Below are 16,107 nucleotides of genomic sequence, written 5' to 3' on the forward strand. Positions count from 1 at the left end.
GACAAAAAACGACAATAATAGCAAGCTATAAATAAAAGGAGGCTATTCAAAAACGAGCCTCCTTTTCGTTTAGTACAAAGATTTTGTCATATTATTCCGAATAATTTCAAGGGATTTCGCTACAGTTAATGCGTTCTTTTCTTCAATTTCTGGTTTGCGGGGGATAGGTTTATACATGTTGTCTGGATCTTCCCATGTGAGGGGAAGTTCTGTTTCTGCTTGTCCTTTCCAAGCTTCAATCCATTCTGGAGGGAGATAACCTGAGATGTTTTGGATGTTGTTCATTTCGAGCCAAATGAGTGCCCAAGCTCTTGGGACGACGCGCCAGTGGTCATAGCCACCGCCGCCGACAGCAATCCAACGACCTTCGCAATATTCGTTAGCGATTTCGCGAGCGAGCTTCGGTATTTCACGGTAAATATTCATCGTTGCGCAAAGGTGTGTAAGTGGATCGTAGTAATGTGCGTCAGCGCCATTTTGCGTTAAAATAATATCCGGTTTAAAGTATGCGGCCACTTCTTTTACGACAGTTCGATAGGAATCTAAGAAAGATTCGTCTTCTGTAAAAGCATCGAGTGGAACGTTAAAAGAATAACTATAACCATTACCTTGTCCACGTTCATTTACAGCTCCAGTTCCAGGGAATAAATATCGACCGGTTTCATGTAGTGAAATGGTGCATACGTTAGGATCGTCATAAAAAGACCACTGTACACCATCACCGTGATGAGCATCTGTATCAATATATAAAACGCGTAAACCGTATTTCTTTTGAATATATTTCATTGCGATAGAGCTATCGTTATAAATGCAAAAGCCAGATGCTTTGCCGCGGAAGCCATGATGTAAGCCGCCTCCTAAGTTAAGCGCGTGTTTTACTTTCCCGGAAAGAACAGCATCGACAGCTGTTAACGTACCACCAACGAGTAATGCGCTTGCTTCGTGCATATTTGGAAACATCGGTGTATCTTCTGTTCCGAGTCCATATGTCATCGCAATTGATTTTTCTAACTTACCTTCTCCAGCACGTTTTACCGCATTTATGTACTCCTCTGTATGAATGTAGGCAATTTCTTCATCTGTAGCCATCCTTGGTGAAATGATTTGGGAAGGAGAGATGAAACCACCCTTTTGTAATAAATCATACGTAAGTGTGACGCGCAGTTGGTTAAAAGGATGATCAGGGCTAAATGAATAGCCCCGAAAGTCATCCGAATAAATAAACGCGCTACTCATGCTTGCATCCCCATAATGTTCGGCCATAATACGCGGTAGCCTTCTGTTTCAAGTGCATCAATCACTTTTAGCGGATTCATCGTTTGAATGCGGAAAACGAGTACTTTATCATTCTCATCTTTTGCTGGGTAGACGAGAACGCTCACGATATTGATTTGTAAATCGCTAAAAATAGCAACGACTTTTCCAAGAATACCAGGTTCATTTTTTACTTGAATTTCAATTTGTGAACTCGGTTGATGTGCCCCTGTTAATTTCACTAACGTATGCAGTACAGTCGATTCAGAAATGATTCCGACTAACTTTCCAGCCTTTGTAACAGGAAGACAGCCAATTTTATTTTCAAAAAATAAAGTAGCAATTTCCTCAACGAAATCGAGAGGATGGCAAGTCATAACAGGATGTTTCATGATCAGTTCAAGCGGTTGCTTCAGCATATCGAGTGAAACTTGTTCATCTAAAATAGACGGACTTGCATCTCTTACATCCCGATCAGAAATAATGCCTACGACATGATTATTTTGATCGACAATTGGAATGTGCCGAATGCCTTTCGTACGTATCGTTCGGATTGCTGTTTCGATTGTATCGTTTGGATGTAATGTCACTACATCTTGATTCATAATTTCTTCTACAATCATTCCAGTTGCCCCCTTTATTAGTACATAAAACGATTGTGAAAACGTAGACGATCAAATGCTTGAATAGAATCCGTATCAACGCGTTTACCGATGCGGACCATTAAACAGTTAGCAGGATGTGAACAAATTTCAGGATCATCTGTAGCCATCCATTGTAACCCGCCAGCATTCATCATCTTTTCCATTACTTTTCGGTACTCCCAAACATTTAAGCCTGTTTGTTTCAAATCCCAGTGCCAATAATATTCAGTCGTCAATATAATGTAATCTTCCATATAATCGTCCATCATAGAAACCTCTAGTAAGTTCTTTCCGACAGAACTCCCGCGGAAGGCTGGGACCACTTCAATTGCCCCAAGCTCAATTAAGTTTTCCATTTTTCCTTCTGACCATCGTTCAAGTGGATCAGGATACAAGTATGTAACATATCCAACAATCGTTTGGTCATGTCTAGCAATAATGAGACGAGCTTCTGGCAATTTAGAAATTTCGACAATTGCTTTATATTGCTGCTCGGCAGGACGAAACGCAACTAAATCTGGATGAAATTCATACATTTCTAAGTTATGTGTAGAGACAGGCCCTTCAATAATTAAAGTGCCTTTCGCTGTTTTTAAGTTTCTAGCATTATATATTTTTTTATGGATCAATGTATTGCTCACCACCTTGAGGGTTTGTGAATCTATTCATATCGTACTTTATAATATATGCGATGTGAATCGAATTTTGTCATTAAAAATTTGTCTAAAAATCAACAAATATACTGAAAATTTTAAATAATGTTATTATAATAGATAATAGAATACATAGGAGGGGGATGTAAAGTATGAAAGTAGAAACGCTTCCTGTCATTAAAGGAGAAAATAATTTGCCGAATTATGATGAGGCATACGCAAATTTTAACTGGGAAGAGGTTAATAAAAACTTTACTTGGAATGAAACAGGCCGAGTAAATATGGCGTATGAGGCAATTGATAAGCATGCGAAATCCGATCGAAAGAATAAAGTAGCCCTTTATTATCAAGATGGATCGCGAAAAGAGAAGTATACATTTAAGGAAATGAAGGATTTTTCTAATAAAGCAGGAAACGTCCTAAAAAATTATGGTGATGTAGAAAAAGGCGATCGCGTTTTTATTTTTATGCCGCGTTCCCCAGAGTTATATTTCGCACTTCTTGGTGCAGTGAAATTAGGGGCAATTGTTGGTCCGTTATTTGAAGCATTTATGGAAGGCGCAGTTCGCGATCGTTTAGAAGATAGCGAAGCAAAAGTGTTAATTACAACACCTGAATTGTTAGAGCGTGTACCATTAAATGATTTACCAGCTTTAAAAACAGTTTTCCTTGTTGGGGATCATGTAGAAGAAGGCGGTAAGACAGTAGCGTTCAACCCTTTATTTGAACAAGCTTCAAAAGAATTACATATTGAATGGTTAGGCCGTGAAGACGGTTTGATTCTACATTATACGTCTGGTTCTACTGGTAAGCCAAAAGGTGTGCTCCATGCGCAAAACGCAATGGTTCAGCACTATCAAACGGCGAAATGGGTATTAGATTTAAAAGAAGACGATGTATATTGGTGTACAGCTGACCCAGGCTGGGTAACTGGTACAGCTTACGGTATTTTCGCACCGTGGTTAGTCGGAGCATCAAATGTTATTTTAGGCGGACGTTTTAGTCCAGAAGCTTGGTATGAAGCGCTGCAAGATTACGGCGTAACAGTTTGGTATAGCGCACCAACAGCGTTCCGTATGTTAATGGGTGCTGGACAAGATGCAATTAAAAAATATGATTTATCACAAGTGCGCCACGTATTAAGCGTTGGTGAACCGTTAAATCCAGAGGTAATTCGATGGGGTATGAACGCATTTGGACTTCGTATTCATGATACGTGGTGGATGACAGAGACAGGTGGACAAGTTATTTGTAACTACCCTTGTATGGAAATCCGTCCAGGTTCAATGGGTAAACCAATTCCAGGTGTAAAAGCAGCGATTGTTGATAATGAAGGAAATGAAGTGCCTCCATACACAATGGGTAACTTAGCAATTGGTAAAGGTTGGCCAGCGATGATGCGTGGAATTTGGAATAACAAACAAAAGTATGAGTCTTACTTCATGCCAGGCGATTGGTACGTATCAGGTGACTCTGCATACATGGATGAAGATGGATACTTCTGGTTCCAAGGGCGTATTGACGATGTAATTATGACGTCAGGTGAGCGCGTTGGACCATTTGAAGTAGAAAGCAAATTAATCGAGCATGCTGCCGTTGCAGAAGCTGGTGTAATCGGTATTCCTGATCCGGTGCGCGGCGAAATTATTAAAGCATTTATCGCGCTTCGTGCAGGTTACGAACCATCTGAAGAATTAAAAGAAGAAATTCGTCAATTTGTAAAGAAAGGTCTAGCAGCTCATGCAGCGCCAAGACAAATTGAATTTAGAGATAAATTACCGAAAACGAGAAGCGGTAAAATTATGCGCCGCGTATTAAAAGCGTGGGAGTTAAACTTACCAACAGGTGACTTATCAACGATGGAAGATTAAGAGAGAAAGGTCTGAACGAAATAATGTTCAGACCTTTCTTTTTGTAAATAGTAAAGGAGTTAACGTAGATGAAGATACCAAATTTAGAAGGAGACATAGTGTGCTTACGTTCTATAGAACCGGAAAAGGATTACAAACAGTGGTATGAGGTAATGAAAGATCCTGATATGCATCGTTGGACAGCGAATACGATCCCGAAAGATAGTAATGAAATGAAAGAGCTGTTACACACTTATAAAAATTTGGAAGAGATTATAGCTTGGTCAATTATAATGAAACAATCAAAGGAAATGATAGGGACATATTGGATTTCTGTGCCAACGGTGAATGAAAATAAAAAGTTAATTGTGAGTGCAGAGGCTCAGCGGATTGCACGTAAGTTTTGGCGTACAGGTGTCAATCGAGAAGCAAGGAATTTAATATATAATTACTTATTTTCAACTTTAGATGTGGATGAGATCCGTGCACAGGCATGGGATAAAAATATCAATTCATGCAGATCTATGGAGCAAATAGGATTTAAATTAGAGAATCAAGTGAAACGCTTATTCCCTAAATACAATGAGCTATTTTTGGAAAACCATTATGTACTATTTAAAGAGGACTGGTTTGGATAAAAGATTATGGCTGAAAAAATAAAATAATATTTGAACGAAGTGCCTTCCTCGTCTGTATACATTTATGAAAGAATAGATGAGGGAGGCTTTTTTTATGTCTAATAAATTACTTCTTACTTTTGCTTTAATTGGAATTATAGCTGTATTTTCTTGTGGTTTACTATTACCGATGCCAATCGGATTTAAAGTGTCGATGATCACAGCTGGAGTTATGATGATTGTTATGTTTTCCATCATTATTCCGTTTGATAGAAAGCATATAGTACGGAAAAAAGGATATAAAATTGATTTTACAAAAACAAAAGTATATTTTCGCTGGAATGTATTTGATACGATTTCGGCTTGCCTGGCAGTGTATGCATGCATATGTGTGCAAGCGTTAAATATTTTAGTTTCAACCGGCCAGACAATTCAAAATCCGTACGTTCAATTTTTTACGAATCAATCACAAGTATGGATTATTGTCGCAAGTTGCTATTTAATTTCCCGCATTTCGTTAACGTTAAAAGGTATCAAGGAGATCAAAAATCATGGCGCAGATTGGGATTGAGGAGGAGCTCATGCTTGCGTATCAAAGTGGAGATAAGCAGGCTGGGGAAAAACTATATATTTTAATCAAACCAGCGCTATACACATTTTTATATCGATTTAACCGAGATGAACAATTGAGTATCGACCTTGTCCAAGATACGTTTTTGACGCTAGAGCGTAAGAAACATATGTATGAACCTGAAAAGGGAAAAATAAAAACGTATTTATTTCAAATTGGTTATCGTCTTATGATTAATAAATTAAATAGGAGAAAAAAGTGGCGTACACTTTTGCCGTTTTTAGTGCCGATTCAGGAAAAAGAATTTTCTCACGAAGATCGGCTCACAGTAAGGGAAGCAATTTTGAAAGTTCCGGAAGACCAGCGAGCTGTCCTTATTCTCTCTTATTATCATGATATGCAGCAAAAAGAAATTGCAGAGATATTAAACATTCCGATTGGAACAGTGAAATCGAGACTCCATAACGGGATAAAGAAATTGAAACAATTGCTGGAGGTGGATGAAATTGAGCGAAAATCCCTTTAAGAGTGAATATAAATTAAAACAGCATTTAGATAGTGACCATGTAGAAGTACCGGACTTTCCAAAAACGGTAAGTCGATTCGATCGATTAATCGGGTTTCTTGGTTCCCCGGCGAAAGATCCTGTGGAAGCGACAATTGGGAATGATTTATCAGTTGTGTTTCACGTATCGTTATTAGTTGGGGTTCCAATTCTTTCTCTTATTACGATACTCTTTATGACGCTGTAAAGGATTGGCAAGGAGGGAAACCCGACCCCTATTTGACACGCCTATATAAATGATGGTATAAAGAAAAGTATATGAATAATTGAGCGTGGAAAGGGAGAAGTAGTGATCATTTCCCTGTTTTAGAGAGCTGATGGCCGGTGAAAATCAGCACATAGATGATCGCGAATTACGCCCCTAGAGCATCTTTTTTCGATTGAATTGTATTCAAAAGGGAAGAGACGGTGCTAAGCCGTTATGTAAATAAGGTGGTAGGCTTTTTTTGGTCTGCAACTAGGGTGGTAACGCGATAATCAAAATCGTCCCTTATTTGAAGGGGCGATTTTTTTATGTTTTTAACCTTCACGCCAGTAATGAACTTAAAGGAGAGTATGTAGGATATGGGTATTTTACAAGATCTTGAATTTCGCGGTCTAATTAATCAGCAAACAGACGCTGAGGGCCTTGAGCAATTATTAGAAAAAGAAAGCGTTAAATTATACTGTGGTTTCGACCCGACAGCGGATAGCTTACACATCGGTCATATGTTACCAGTATTAATGTTACGTCGTTTCCAATTAGCTGGTCACCAACCAATCGCACTTGTTGGCGGTGGTACTGGTATGATCGGTGACCCAAGTGGTAAAAAAGCAGAGCGTACATTAAATACGAAAGATACAGTTGCTTACTACACAGAAAGCATTAAAAACCAACTTTCAAACTTCTTAGAGTTCGAAAACGTGGACAACCCAGCAACAATGGCTAACAACTATGATTGGCTTGGTAACTTAGATGTTATTTCATTCTTACGCGATATCGGTAAAAACTTCGGTTTAAACTATATGTTAGCAAAAGATACAGTAGCATCTCGTTTAGAGACTGGTATTTCATTTACTGAGTTTAGTTACATGATTTTACAATCATACGACTTCTTAAACTTATACCAACACCATAATTGCCGCCTACAAATCGGTGGTAGTGACCAATGGGGTAACATTACAGCTGGTCTTGAATTAATCCGTAAATCAGAAGAAGATGCGAAAGCATTCGGTTTAACAATTCCACTTGTTACTAAGTCTGATGGTACGAAGTTTGGTAAAACAGAAGGCGGTGCAATTTGGTTAGACCCAGAGAAAACAACTCCTTACGAGTTCTACCAATTCTGGATTAACACAGATGACCGAGACGTTGTTAAATACTTAAAATACTTTACATTCTTATCTCATGAAGAAATTCTTGAGCTTGAAAAGCAAGTAGCCGAAGCACCAGAAAAACGTGCAGCACAAAAAGCATTAGGTGCAGAAATGACAAAACTTGTTCACGGCGAAGAAGCATTAGAGCAAGCGATTAAAATTTCAGCTGCATTATTCAGCGGTTCTGTAGCAGAACTAACTGCAAGCGAAATCGAGCAAGGATTCAAAGACGTACCATCTGTAGAACGTACTGCAGAAGATACAGTATTAATCGACTTACTTGTAGAAAGCAAAATCTCTCCATCAAAACGTCAAGCACGTGAAGATGTAACGAACGGTGCAATCTACGTAAACGGTGAGCGTACACAAGCATTAGACTACGTTGTAACAGAAAAAGACCGCATCGAAGGTAAATTCACAATCATTCGCCGCGGTAAAAAGAAATATTTCTTAATTCGTTACTAATCAGAAACGAATATAAACAAATAGTACCCCGAATTATAGGCTGAAAAGTTTATGATTCGGGGTTTTTATGTATGAATTTAGATTGCCTTATGAGTTCTTGTAAATAGAATATGAAGAATTAATACGAGCATATAAAGTAAGCTAATGAGCATAACAATAAATGCTGTTGGATAAAATTTTGCTGCATATATAAAGAAATCGATTTGATAAATATCTTCGTAATTTGAAACGGTGCCTTTGAAGTAATTCGTAAACTTAGCGCTATATTTCCATTCATCAGGATCATCTATTAAATTACTTCCTTGATACCAATTAATAAGCGCGGAAGTAATAAACAACATACATGCACTGCCTAACTGAACCATTTGGTTTATCGTCACAATGAATCAACCTCCTATTTTATGGTTATTATAGCGTGCATTCATATACTTGTAACCATTTTGTTGTAATCTCCTTTTCGAGTTCATACGGAAATCACATGTAAGCGGTATGATAAATGTATAACAACTAGAAAGGAGTGGTAAAACGAAATGTCACTAGAAGCGCTCATTATTTTTTCTTTGCTAAATGCGGGTCAGCTTGCAGAGAATTCGAAGGTGGATGTACATAAAGAGCAGAAAGATGCTTATGTATATGTTCAGAAAGAGGAAAATAAATAATTTTATTTTATATATAAACGAAAAAAGCCAATCCACAGGATTGGCTTTTTGTCATTAACGAGAGTAGAACTCTACGATTAATGCTTCGTTGATTTCAGCTGGTAACTCAGCACGCTCAGCGTGACGAGTGTAAGTAGCTTCTAATTTGTCAGCATCGAAAGTTAAGTATTCTGGTACGAAGTTGTTAACTTCGATCGCTTCTTTAACAACAACAAGGTTGTTAGATTTTTCGCGAACGCTGATAGTTTGACCAGGTTTTACACGGTAAGATGGGATATCTACGCGAGCGCCATCAACCATGATGTGACCGTGGTTTACTAATTGGCGAGCTGCACGACGAGTGCGAGCTAAGCCCATACGGTAAACTAAGTTGTCAAGACGAGCTTCAAGAAGGATCATGAAGTTTTCGCCGTGCTTACCAGGCATTTTACCTGCTTGGTCAAATGTGCGACGGAATTGACGCTCAGTCATGCCGTACATGTGACGAAGTTTTTGTTTCTCTTGTAATTGTAAACCGTATTCTGAAAGTTTCTTACGTTGGTTAGGACCGTGAGGACCTGGTGCGTAAGGGCGTTTTTCTAATTCTTTTCCTGTGCCGCTTAGAGAGATTCCAAGACGACGAGACAGTTTCCAAGCTGGACCTGTATAACGAGCCATAGTTGACTCCTCCTTTAAAATGTTTTTATTTACGTAAAATAAAAACAGACGTAATCGATATTTACGGGCATTTTGTTTTCATGTACCTTCGCTCCAGCAGCAGGGAGTTACGAGATACACCTCCGCAGAGGAACAAAATACAAACGATAAACTCACATTACAAGGCTGCCTTTTTATTTTACACAAACGCTATTATATCTTTTACCCAGAGTTTCGTCAAGCGAGTACGTTTTTGTTTTATGCATATAAATTTTGGAAATGAACAAGAAGGAATTTAAAACGATATAAAAGAAGAGATAGAAACACAAATAAAACGCTTACATAAAATGTGGTAAAAACGTTCATCAAATTTTTGTTGGTGAATATGCGGCAATAAAAACATAAAAGGGGATGTTTTTATGAAAAAGAAGCATATGGAGACAGCGTTAATTCATCACGGTTATACATCAGAGGAACATAAAGGAAGTTTGACACCGCCTTTATTTCAAACGTCTACATTTACATTTGAGACTGCGCAGCAAGGAGAGGCGAGTTTTGCGGGAGTGGATCCATCTTATATTTACTCAAGACTTGGAAATCCAACTGTGAAATTATTTGAAGAACGTATGGCGGTGTTAGAAGGAGGAGAAGAAGCGCTTGCTTTCGGATCCGGTATGGCAGCTATTTCCGCAACTTTAATTGGTTTTCTAAAAGCTGGAGATCATATTATTTGTTCAAATGGATTATACGGATGCACGTACGGCTTTTTGGAAGTGTTGGAAGAAAAATTTATGATTACGCATTCGTTTTGTGATATGGAGACAGAGGCTGAGATTGAAAATAAAATTCGCCCAAATACAAAGCTTATTTTCGTTGAAACACCGATTAATCCGACAATGAAATTAATTGATTTAAAACAAGTGATTCAGGTTGCGAAGAGAAATGGTTTACTTGTCATTGTTGACAATACGTTTTGTTCACCTTATTTACAAAGACCGCTTGAACTTGGCTGTGACGCCGTTGTTCATAGTGCGACAAAATATATTGGGGGTCACGGTGACGTTGTAGCGGGTGTAACAATTTGTAAAACGAAAGCGTTAGCTGAAAAGATTCGCCCGATGCGAAAAGATATCGGCGGTATTATGGCGCCGTTTGATGCGTGGTTATTGTTACGCGGATTAAAGACACTAGCGGTAAGAATGGACCGCCATTGTGATAATGCGGAAAAAATTGTATCGTTCCTAAAAAATCATGATGCGGTAGAAGGTGTTTGGTATCCAGAAGGGGAGTTAGCATCTCGCCAAATGAAACGTGGGGGCGGCGTTATATCTTTTTCAATTAAAGGCGGGAAAGAAGAGACGCAGGCGTTTATTAATGAGCTTCACTTTATTACAATTGCGGTAAGTTTAGGAGATACAGAAACGTTAATTCAGCATCCGGCAACGATGACGCACGCTGCGATTCCAGCTGAGTTAAGACAAGAAATGGGCATTTATGATAATTTAATACGTTTATCTGTCGGTTTAGAATCGTGGGAGGATATCGCTTCTGATTTAGAGCAAGCGTTAAAGAAAATATCTACTGTTAGTAATCAATAAAAAAAGAGCTAGCTATCGGTTTTGTACGTCATGTACTTAATCGATAACTAGCTCTTTTTTGTTACATATGTTTTAGGAGTGTTTCCACAAACTTTTCTAAATAGCGCTGATCTATTTCGTCGAAACGATTTTTTTCAGGACTATCAATATCAAGTACACCAATGACATTCCCATCCTTAATAATCGGTACGACAATTTCTGAATTTGAAGCACTGTCGCAAGCGATATGCCCTGGGAATTGGTGGACGTCTGCTACAAGCTGCGTTGTTTTTGTTTCAGCTGCAACGCCGCAAACGCCTCGTCCAAATGGAATGCGCACGCAAGCAGGCATTCCTTGGAATGGTCCAAGAACAAGCTGATTTCCTTCTGTTACGTAAAAGCCAACCCAATTAACGCGATCTAAAAATTGGTTTAATAATGCGGACGCATTTGATAAGTTTGCGACTACGTTTGATTCGCCAGTTAATAATGCATCCAGTTGTTTTATTACTGTCTCATATTGCTGCACGCGAGATCCTGCATAACTTTCTTTAGTAAACATGGAAACAGCTCCTTTTTTATCGAGATGTGTAAAATATTAGCAAAATACGATGTATTTCACATGACTTTGTCGATAGAAAATTAAAGGAATTTGTCTTAAAAGTCAAGAAATTTACACTATAGCTGTTCAGTGAGAGGAAGTGAGCGCATGAAACAGACGAAACAAAAAGTAATCGATGCGGCAATATCGTTGTTTAACACGAAAGGGTATGATGGAACGTCGGTGCGAGACATTGCAAAGCGAGCGGATGTGAATGTAGCGAATATTTCATATTATTTTGCTGGAAAGCAGGGCCTATTAGAGCAGCTTATTACTAATTTTTTAGAAGGGTATATTCATGTGATTGAAACATCCTTTGAACAGAGGGAGTATTTGTCGGCTAAAGATGTAATGGTGCAAATGGTGCGCGGGATTTTACGATATCAATTTGATAATAGGGAGCTGACACGTTTCTTTTACCGAGAGCTGTCGCTTGATACGACATTAATTCGCGAAGTGATGACCGTTTATTTTTCTAAAGAAAGATATTATATAGAGCAAGTAATTAGACAAGGACAAATGAAACAAGAGTTTAAGAAGGTATCTTTTACAATGTTTATGACGCAATTAAAAGGCATGATGAATATGCCGTTTTTATATCCGCAATATATATCAGAAGTGCTGCATTCTTTTCCATCTGAGACCTTTTTCTTAGAAATGTACACGAAAGAAATTGAACAATGGATGGAACAAACATTATGTATAACGAATATGTATCAGGAATGGCCAAGAGCTGTTCATATGTGAGAAATCCCCACCTAACGAACGGAGGTGGGGATTTCTGTGCTTTCTTTTCTTTGCCATAAATTGTTGCATAATAGCGCGATAATTGTTAATGAAGCTCCGGCAATTTCAATTTTTTCGACTGTATAACCTTGAAAGATGGAACCGATAAGTGCAAGCACAGGAACTAAATTCATAAATAATATGCCGTTAATAGATGAAATATAGCGATTTCCTGCGTTCCAGCAAAATACTGCGATAACGCCTGCAATAATAGACATATATAAGAGTTCAAAACGAACGTTCATAATTGTCGATAGTGAAGGTACAGTAACGACGTTTGTATAAGTTAAAAAAGTGACGATAGTGATGAGTGAAATTGAGCCAAATAAACAAGTTAACGTCGTATACCTAAGTGGCGACCAAGATTGAAAACTAGCACCACCGTTTGTATAAATGACCCAGCAAGTAACGCCGCACAGCATAAGTATATTTGTTGAGAGGTGACTGGCAGCTCCAAATAATAAGTGAATATTTCCTTTTGAAATGACAAGCATAACACCGATAAGTGCAACGAACATACAAAGGAAAGTGTAGTTTTGTGGGCGCTTGTTTTTAGTTATCCACTGCAATAATAAAGCGATGAGTGGCATAAGAGACTGAATCATCGCGGCATGGATGGCTCCAGACGGTCCGGCAAGTTGTTGTCCGTAGAAAACGAGAAAACCATATCCTGCGAAACCGACTGTTCCGTAAAAAAGTAACGAAAGTGTTTTCTTTTCTAAGCGGAGTGACTTTGTCCCTTCGGTAAGTAATAACAGAATAAGAAAAATAATAGCTGCTGATCCATAGCGAATCGTTGTGAAGAAGAACGGATCGATAAACTGTAAGGCGTTTGCCATGACAGGAAACATAAATCCCCAAGCCGTTACGGCAAGTAAGCATAGGAGGGATCCGAGTAGCATTTGTTTTTTGTTCAAGAGTATCTTTCCCCTTTACATTTCGTTATAGTAAGTTGATGAAATAAGTATAAAGAGTAATTGTTTATAGAAGGAAATATCGATTTTTTATGACAGTTATAACTTTTTGTTAGAGGTGTGTACGATGGATTTAGAGGCAGTACGATCGTTTATTGAAGTGAAAAATACGCGAAATTTATCAAAGGCGAGTAAAATTTTACATATTTCTCAGCCGGCGCTTAGTAAACAAATTCAAAGGTTAGAGGCCGATTTAGAAGTTACTTTACTGAAGCGTTCCGCGCAAGGAGTGGAGTTAACGGAGGCTGGAGAGTTATTTATAAAAAGAATGTTACCGATTTTGGGACACATACATGAAGTGAAAGCCGAAATGAAGAAGTTTCAAGAGAAGAGGAACATTTCTATAGGGATATTGCCAAGTTTAGCAGCACATTACATAGCAAAATGTAAAGATATATTAGGTGACGGGTTCGAAATAGAATGGAAAATTGAGCATACGAAAGTACTGATAGGACTTTTTAAAGAACGGAAGATTGAAGCGATGTTCATCGATTCAGTAGTAGAAGGTGCTACGTGTATAAAAGAAATACGAGAAGAAAAAATTGTGTGTGTCGTTTCAAGTGATCATCTTTATAAAGAGAAAACAGTAATTCGAATGGAAGATTTGCAAAATGAAAAGTTAATCGTATACCCAGAAATCTGTGATGTTAGAAAAATGATTACGAATCTGTTTCAAGGGATAGGTGCGAAACCGATTATTGCATTTGAAACTTCTTATGCAGAACCGATGCTTGCGATGGTCAGTGCTGGACTTGGTATTACGTTACTTCCAGAAATATTAGTAGAGCAAGCGGTAAGACAAGGAAATGTGCATGCGATTTCTATTGAACCGCCACTTGTACGTAAAATATATTTCGCATCTCATATGGAAGAAGGGTATTTAGTTCATTCATTTGATGATGAGAGGTAATCCAAACAGAATATTGAGAAAGATTACAATTGCATTGAAAGAAACATGAAATTTTAAAAAAAACTAGGTCAAAAACAAACCATTACATGGTATGATTAGTACATTGTTAGTTGTTAAATATAGGGGAATTCCCTTTTTATACATAATGCCTTCCATTTCATAAACGGAACGGACAAAAAAAGAGATATAACTAGGAGGCTTTTTTGCATGGATTCTATCCTGACGATCGTTATCATTGTAGTAAGCTCTATTCTAGTGCTGCTCATGATAGAGCTTGTGATAAGAAATCGTTCATATAAAGATATTGAAGCACTTGAGCAGTGGAAACAAGAGATAAAAGATAAACCTGTGGCAGATGAACTAAAACGGGTGAAAGATTTAAATATGACGGGTCAAACAGAAGAACTGTTTGGTAAATGGCGTGAAGAATGGGATGAAATTGTATCAACAACCATTCCAAAAGCTGAAAAAGATTTAGCGCAAGCGCGAAAATTCGCCTCGCAATTCTCCTTCCGAAAAGCAAAGCATGCGATGAATGAATCCATAAGTGGTTTAGATGACGCTGATAATCGTATTACAGACATTTTAAATGAATTACAGCAATTGTTAGAAAGCCATGAAAAAAATAGCTCGGAAATCGAAGGGTTACGTGATACATATCGTAGTATGAAGAAGAGTGTTCTTGCTCATAGACATATGTATGGAGCAGCAGAGCAGAAAATCGAAGAGATGCTAGACGCTGAATCTGAGAAATTTAAAACCTTTGAAGAAGCAACAAATAATGGTGACTATTTAAAAGCGAGAGAAATTGTTATTAGTTTGGAAGAAGGTTTAGCAGATTTAGAAATCATTATTCACCAAATTCCAGATTTATTGGTAGAGTGTCAAGCGACGTTACCAGTTCAGCTGGAAGATTTATTACACGGACATAATGACATGGTAAGACAAGGTTATGTATTAGAGTATTTGGAAATCCCTAAAGAAGTTCGCGATATGAAGAAACAACTACAAATATGTTTAATGGATATACAGGAGCTTCACATAACGGAAGCGGCTGAAAAAGTAGAAAACTTAAAAACGAGTTTAGATAGCTTCTATGATCAACTAGAACAAGAAGTACATGCGAGACATTATGTGGAGCAAAAAACACTTTCTGTTTATGAAGACTTAGAAGAAATTCGCACTGAAACGATTGAAACAAAAGCAGAAACACAGCTTGTGAAACAAAGCTATCAGTTGCAAGATAAGGACATTGAGTCTCAAAAAGTAATTGAAAAGCAAATGCACATTTTAATGAAACGTTTTGAAATGCTGCAATTACGCGTTGCGGAACAAGATATTGCCTTCTCTATTATTCGTGAGGAACTAGAAGAGATTTATGAGCAATGTGAAACATTAAAAGTACTTCATGCAGAATATAAAGAAATGCTGCAAACGATGCGCAAAGAAGAATTTGAAGCACGTGAGAAGTTACAAGAAATGCGAAATACTATTTTCGAAACGAAACGCTTTATGCAAAAGTCGAATTTGCCAGGTCTTCCAGAGAGCATTATGGAAGATTTAAAAAGAGGACAAATGGCAATGCAAGCTGTATATGAGCAATTAGAAGTGAAGCCGTTAAATATGAATGCTGTAAATAGCAGTTTAGAAGAAGCTTACACAACTGTTAATGGTGTTGCTGAAATGACAGAAGAGTTAATTGGACAAGCGTATTTAGTTGAAAAATTAATTCAATACGGTAATCGTTACCGCAGTCATGATGAAAACCTTGCAGAGAGCTTAAATTATGCGGAGAAATTATTCCGTGAATATCAATACGATGCAGCTTTAGAACAAGCGGCTTCTGTACTAGAGCAACTTGAGCCTGGCGTTGTTCAAAAAATAGCTGAATATGTAGACAATGAACAAACCCTTTCATAAGGGTTTGTTTTTTTGTGTAATTTTGCAGGCGATGTTGCTATAATGAAGAGCGGAATACAGTAAGGTTAT

General features: G+C 37.9%; 18 protein-coding genes and 1 other annotated feature. Of the genes, 11 read left to right on the forward strand and 7 right to left on the reverse strand.

Annotation, left to right across the window (positions count from 1 at the left end):
• Positions 1–69: 69 nt before the first annotated feature.
• The 3 genes from acuC to acuA are packed head-to-tail and all read right to left on the reverse strand — an operon-like array spanning position 70 to position 2,527.
• Positions 70–1,236 carry an acetoin utilization protein AcuC gene (acuC, locus tag PDK19_RS00130; protein ID WP_000092800.1) on the reverse strand — a complete coding sequence of 389 codons (1,167 nt, stop codon included), beginning with the start codon at positions 1,234–1,236 and terminating at the stop codon, positions 70–72.
• A complete protein-coding gene (locus PDK19_RS00135) occupies positions 1,233–1,877 on the reverse strand; it encodes an acetoin utilization AcuB family protein (protein WP_002190901.1) in 645 nt (214 codons plus the stop codon). Before PDK19_RS00135 ends, acuC begins: the two co-directional genes overlap by 4 nt.
• A gap of 17 nt (positions 1,878–1,894) precedes the next feature.
• Positions 1,895–2,527, reverse strand: coding sequence for an acetoin utilization protein acetyltransferase AcuA (acuA, locus tag PDK19_RS00140; protein WP_000581400.1), 633 nt, complete (start codon positions 2,525–2,527; stop codon positions 1,895–1,897).
• Positions 2,528–2,703: 176 nt separating this feature from the next.
• Here acuA and acsA point away from each other — a divergent pair, with 176 nt between their 5' ends.
• From acsA to tyrS, 6 genes are all read left to right on the forward strand, one after another.
• Positions 2,704–4,422 (forward strand): acetate--CoA ligase, encoded by a 1,719-nt coding sequence (acsA, locus tag PDK19_RS00145; RefSeq protein ID WP_000862042.1) that lies wholly within the window; start codon positions 2,704–2,706, stop codon positions 4,420–4,422.
• Between the two features lie 68 nt (positions 4,423–4,490).
• Entirely contained in the window at positions 4,491–5,039 is a 549-nt protein-coding gene (locus PDK19_RS00150; RefSeq protein ID WP_000701302.1) for a GNAT family N-acetyltransferase, read from the forward strand.
• Between the two features lie 94 nt (positions 5,040–5,133).
• Complete coding sequence (locus tag PDK19_RS00155) at positions 5,134–5,589, forward strand: lipoprotein (RefSeq protein ID WP_000066437.1); 456 nt, start codon at positions 5,134–5,136, stop codon at positions 5,587–5,589.
• Entirely contained in the window at positions 5,570–6,115 is a 546-nt protein-coding gene (locus PDK19_RS00160; protein ID WP_000057179.1) for an RNA polymerase sigma factor, read from the forward strand. The genes PDK19_RS00155 and PDK19_RS00160 overlap by 20 nt, the downstream gene beginning before the upstream one ends.
• Positions 6,096–6,341 (forward strand): hypothetical protein, encoded by a 246-nt coding sequence (locus PDK19_RS00165; RefSeq protein ID WP_001293796.1) that lies wholly within the window; start codon positions 6,096–6,098, stop codon positions 6,339–6,341. The genes PDK19_RS00160 and PDK19_RS00165 overlap by 20 nt, the downstream gene beginning before the upstream one ends.
• Before the next feature lie 77 nt (positions 6,342–6,418).
• Positions 6,419–6,648 (forward strand) — a binding site (T-box leader).
• Positions 6,649–6,718: 70 nt separating this feature from the next.
• The gene (gene tyrS, locus PDK19_RS00170) at positions 6,719–7,975 is read left to right on the forward strand and encodes a tyrosine--tRNA ligase (protein WP_000512078.1); all 1,257 of its coding nucleotides are present in this window, start codon (positions 6,719–6,721) and stop codon (positions 7,973–7,975) included.
• 77 nt (positions 7,976–8,052) lie between these two features.
• Here tyrS and PDK19_RS00175 read toward each other — a convergent pair whose 3' ends face one another.
• Positions 8,053–8,355, reverse strand: coding sequence for a YjdJ family protein (locus tag PDK19_RS00175; protein WP_049113491.1), 303 nt, complete (start codon positions 8,353–8,355; stop codon positions 8,053–8,055).
• A 150-nt stretch (positions 8,356–8,505) separates the two neighbouring features.
• Between PDK19_RS00175 and PDK19_RS00180 the strand changes: the two genes are divergently transcribed.
• Positions 8,506–8,634 carry a hypothetical protein gene (locus PDK19_RS00180; RefSeq protein WP_000050944.1) on the forward strand — a complete coding sequence of 43 codons (129 nt, stop codon included), beginning with the start codon at positions 8,506–8,508 and terminating at the stop codon, positions 8,632–8,634.
• Positions 8,635–8,688: 54 nt separating this feature from the next.
• Here PDK19_RS00180 and rpsD read toward each other — a convergent pair whose 3' ends face one another.
• Positions 8,689–9,291 carry a 30S ribosomal protein S4 gene (gene rpsD, locus PDK19_RS00185; protein WP_000135311.1) on the reverse strand — a complete coding sequence of 201 codons (603 nt, stop codon included), beginning with the start codon at positions 9,289–9,291 and terminating at the stop codon, positions 8,689–8,691.
• A gap of 398 nt (positions 9,292–9,689) precedes the next feature.
• Between rpsD and megL the strand changes: the two genes are divergently transcribed.
• On the forward strand, positions 9,690–10,868 hold the full coding sequence (gene megL / locus PDK19_RS00190; RefSeq protein WP_000726591.1) for a methionine gamma-lyase: 1,179 nt from the start codon (positions 9,690–9,692) through the stop codon (positions 10,866–10,868).
• A gap of 61 nt (positions 10,869–10,929) precedes the next feature.
• Here the strand turns inward: megL and PDK19_RS00195 are convergent, their stop codons facing one another.
• The gene (locus tag PDK19_RS00195) at positions 10,930–11,409 is read right to left on the reverse strand and encodes a GAF domain-containing protein (RefSeq protein WP_014893476.1); all 480 of its coding nucleotides are present in this window, start codon (positions 11,407–11,409) and stop codon (positions 10,930–10,932) included.
• Between the two features lie 147 nt (positions 11,410–11,556).
• Here PDK19_RS00195 and refZ point away from each other — a divergent pair, with 147 nt between their 5' ends.
• Positions 11,557–12,195 (forward strand): forespore capture DNA-binding protein RefZ, encoded by a 639-nt coding sequence (refZ, locus tag PDK19_RS00200; RefSeq protein WP_000814933.1) that lies wholly within the window; start codon positions 11,557–11,559, stop codon positions 12,193–12,195.
• Positions 12,196–12,206: 11 nt separating this feature from the next.
• Here refZ and PDK19_RS00205 read toward each other — a convergent pair whose 3' ends face one another.
• On the reverse strand, positions 12,207–13,151 hold the full coding sequence (locus PDK19_RS00205; protein WP_001036062.1) for a DMT family transporter: 945 nt from the start codon (positions 13,149–13,151) through the stop codon (positions 12,207–12,209).
• Between the two features lie 124 nt (positions 13,152–13,275).
• Between PDK19_RS00205 and PDK19_RS00210 the strand changes: the two genes are divergently transcribed.
• Together PDK19_RS00210 and ezrA are read left to right on the forward strand one after the other, a co-directional pair.
• Positions 13,276–14,118, forward strand: coding sequence for a LysR family transcriptional regulator (locus tag PDK19_RS00210; protein ID WP_270706419.1), 843 nt, complete (start codon positions 13,276–13,278; stop codon positions 14,116–14,118).
• A gap of 207 nt (positions 14,119–14,325) precedes the next feature.
• Positions 14,326–16,038, forward strand: coding sequence for a septation ring formation regulator EzrA (gene ezrA, locus PDK19_RS00215; RefSeq protein WP_000377298.1), 1,713 nt, complete (start codon positions 14,326–14,328; stop codon positions 16,036–16,038).
• The last annotated feature ends 69 nt before the right edge of the window (positions 16,039–16,107 follow it).

Source organism: Bacillus cereus group sp. BcHK124, assembly GCF_027712065.1.
In the GTDB taxonomy this organism is placed as follows: domain Bacteria; phylum Bacillota; class Bacilli; order Bacillales; family Bacillaceae_G; genus Bacillus_A; species Bacillus_A pacificus.

What these genes read in the sequence shown, in the direction of transcription:
- PDK19_RS00210 (WP_270706419.1), top strand. Translation starts at nt 13,276, where the DNA reads ATGGATTTAGAGGCAGTACGATCGTTTATTGAAGTGAAAAATACGCGA.
- PDK19_RS00195 (WP_014893476.1), bottom strand. Translation starts at nt 11,409, where the DNA reads ATGTTTACTAAAGAAAGTTATGCAGGATCTCGCGTGCAGCAATATGAG.
- PDK19_RS00150 (WP_000701302.1), top strand. Translation starts at nt 4,491, where the DNA reads ATGAAGATACCAAATTTAGAAGGAGACATAGTGTGCTTACGTTCTATA.
- PDK19_RS00155 (WP_000066437.1), top strand. Translation starts at nt 5,134, where the DNA reads ATGTCTAATAAATTACTTCTTACTTTTGCTTTAATTGGAATTATAGCT.
- PDK19_RS00160 (WP_000057179.1), top strand. Translation starts at nt 5,570, where the DNA reads ATGGCGCAGATTGGGATTGAGGAGGAGCTCATGCTTGCGTATCAAAGT.
- refZ (WP_000814933.1), top strand. Translation starts at nt 11,557, where the DNA reads ATGAAACAGACGAAACAAAAAGTAATCGATGCGGCAATATCGTTGTTT.
- acsA (WP_000862042.1), top strand. Translation starts at nt 2,704, where the DNA reads ATGAAAGTAGAAACGCTTCCTGTCATTAAAGGAGAAAATAATTTGCCG.
- acuC (WP_000092800.1), bottom strand. Translation starts at nt 1,236, where the DNA reads ATGAGTAGCGCGTTTATTTATTCGGATGACTTTCGGGGCTATTCATTT.
- PDK19_RS00135 (WP_002190901.1), bottom strand. Translation starts at nt 1,877, where the DNA reads ATGATTGTAGAAGAAATTATGAATCAAGATGTAGTGACATTACATCCA.
- tyrS (WP_000512078.1), top strand. Translation starts at nt 6,719, where the DNA reads ATGGGTATTTTACAAGATCTTGAATTTCGCGGTCTAATTAATCAGCAA.
- rpsD (WP_000135311.1), bottom strand. Translation starts at nt 9,291, where the DNA reads ATGGCTCGTTATACAGGTCCAGCTTGGAAACTGTCTCGTCGTCTTGGA.
- megL (WP_000726591.1), top strand. Translation starts at nt 9,690, where the DNA reads ATGAAAAAGAAGCATATGGAGACAGCGTTAATTCATCACGGTTATACA.
- PDK19_RS00180 (WP_000050944.1), top strand. Translation starts at nt 8,506, where the DNA reads ATGTCACTAGAAGCGCTCATTATTTTTTCTTTGCTAAATGCGGGTCAG.
- ezrA (WP_000377298.1), top strand. Translation starts at nt 14,326, where the DNA reads ATGGATTCTATCCTGACGATCGTTATCATTGTAGTAAGCTCTATTCTA.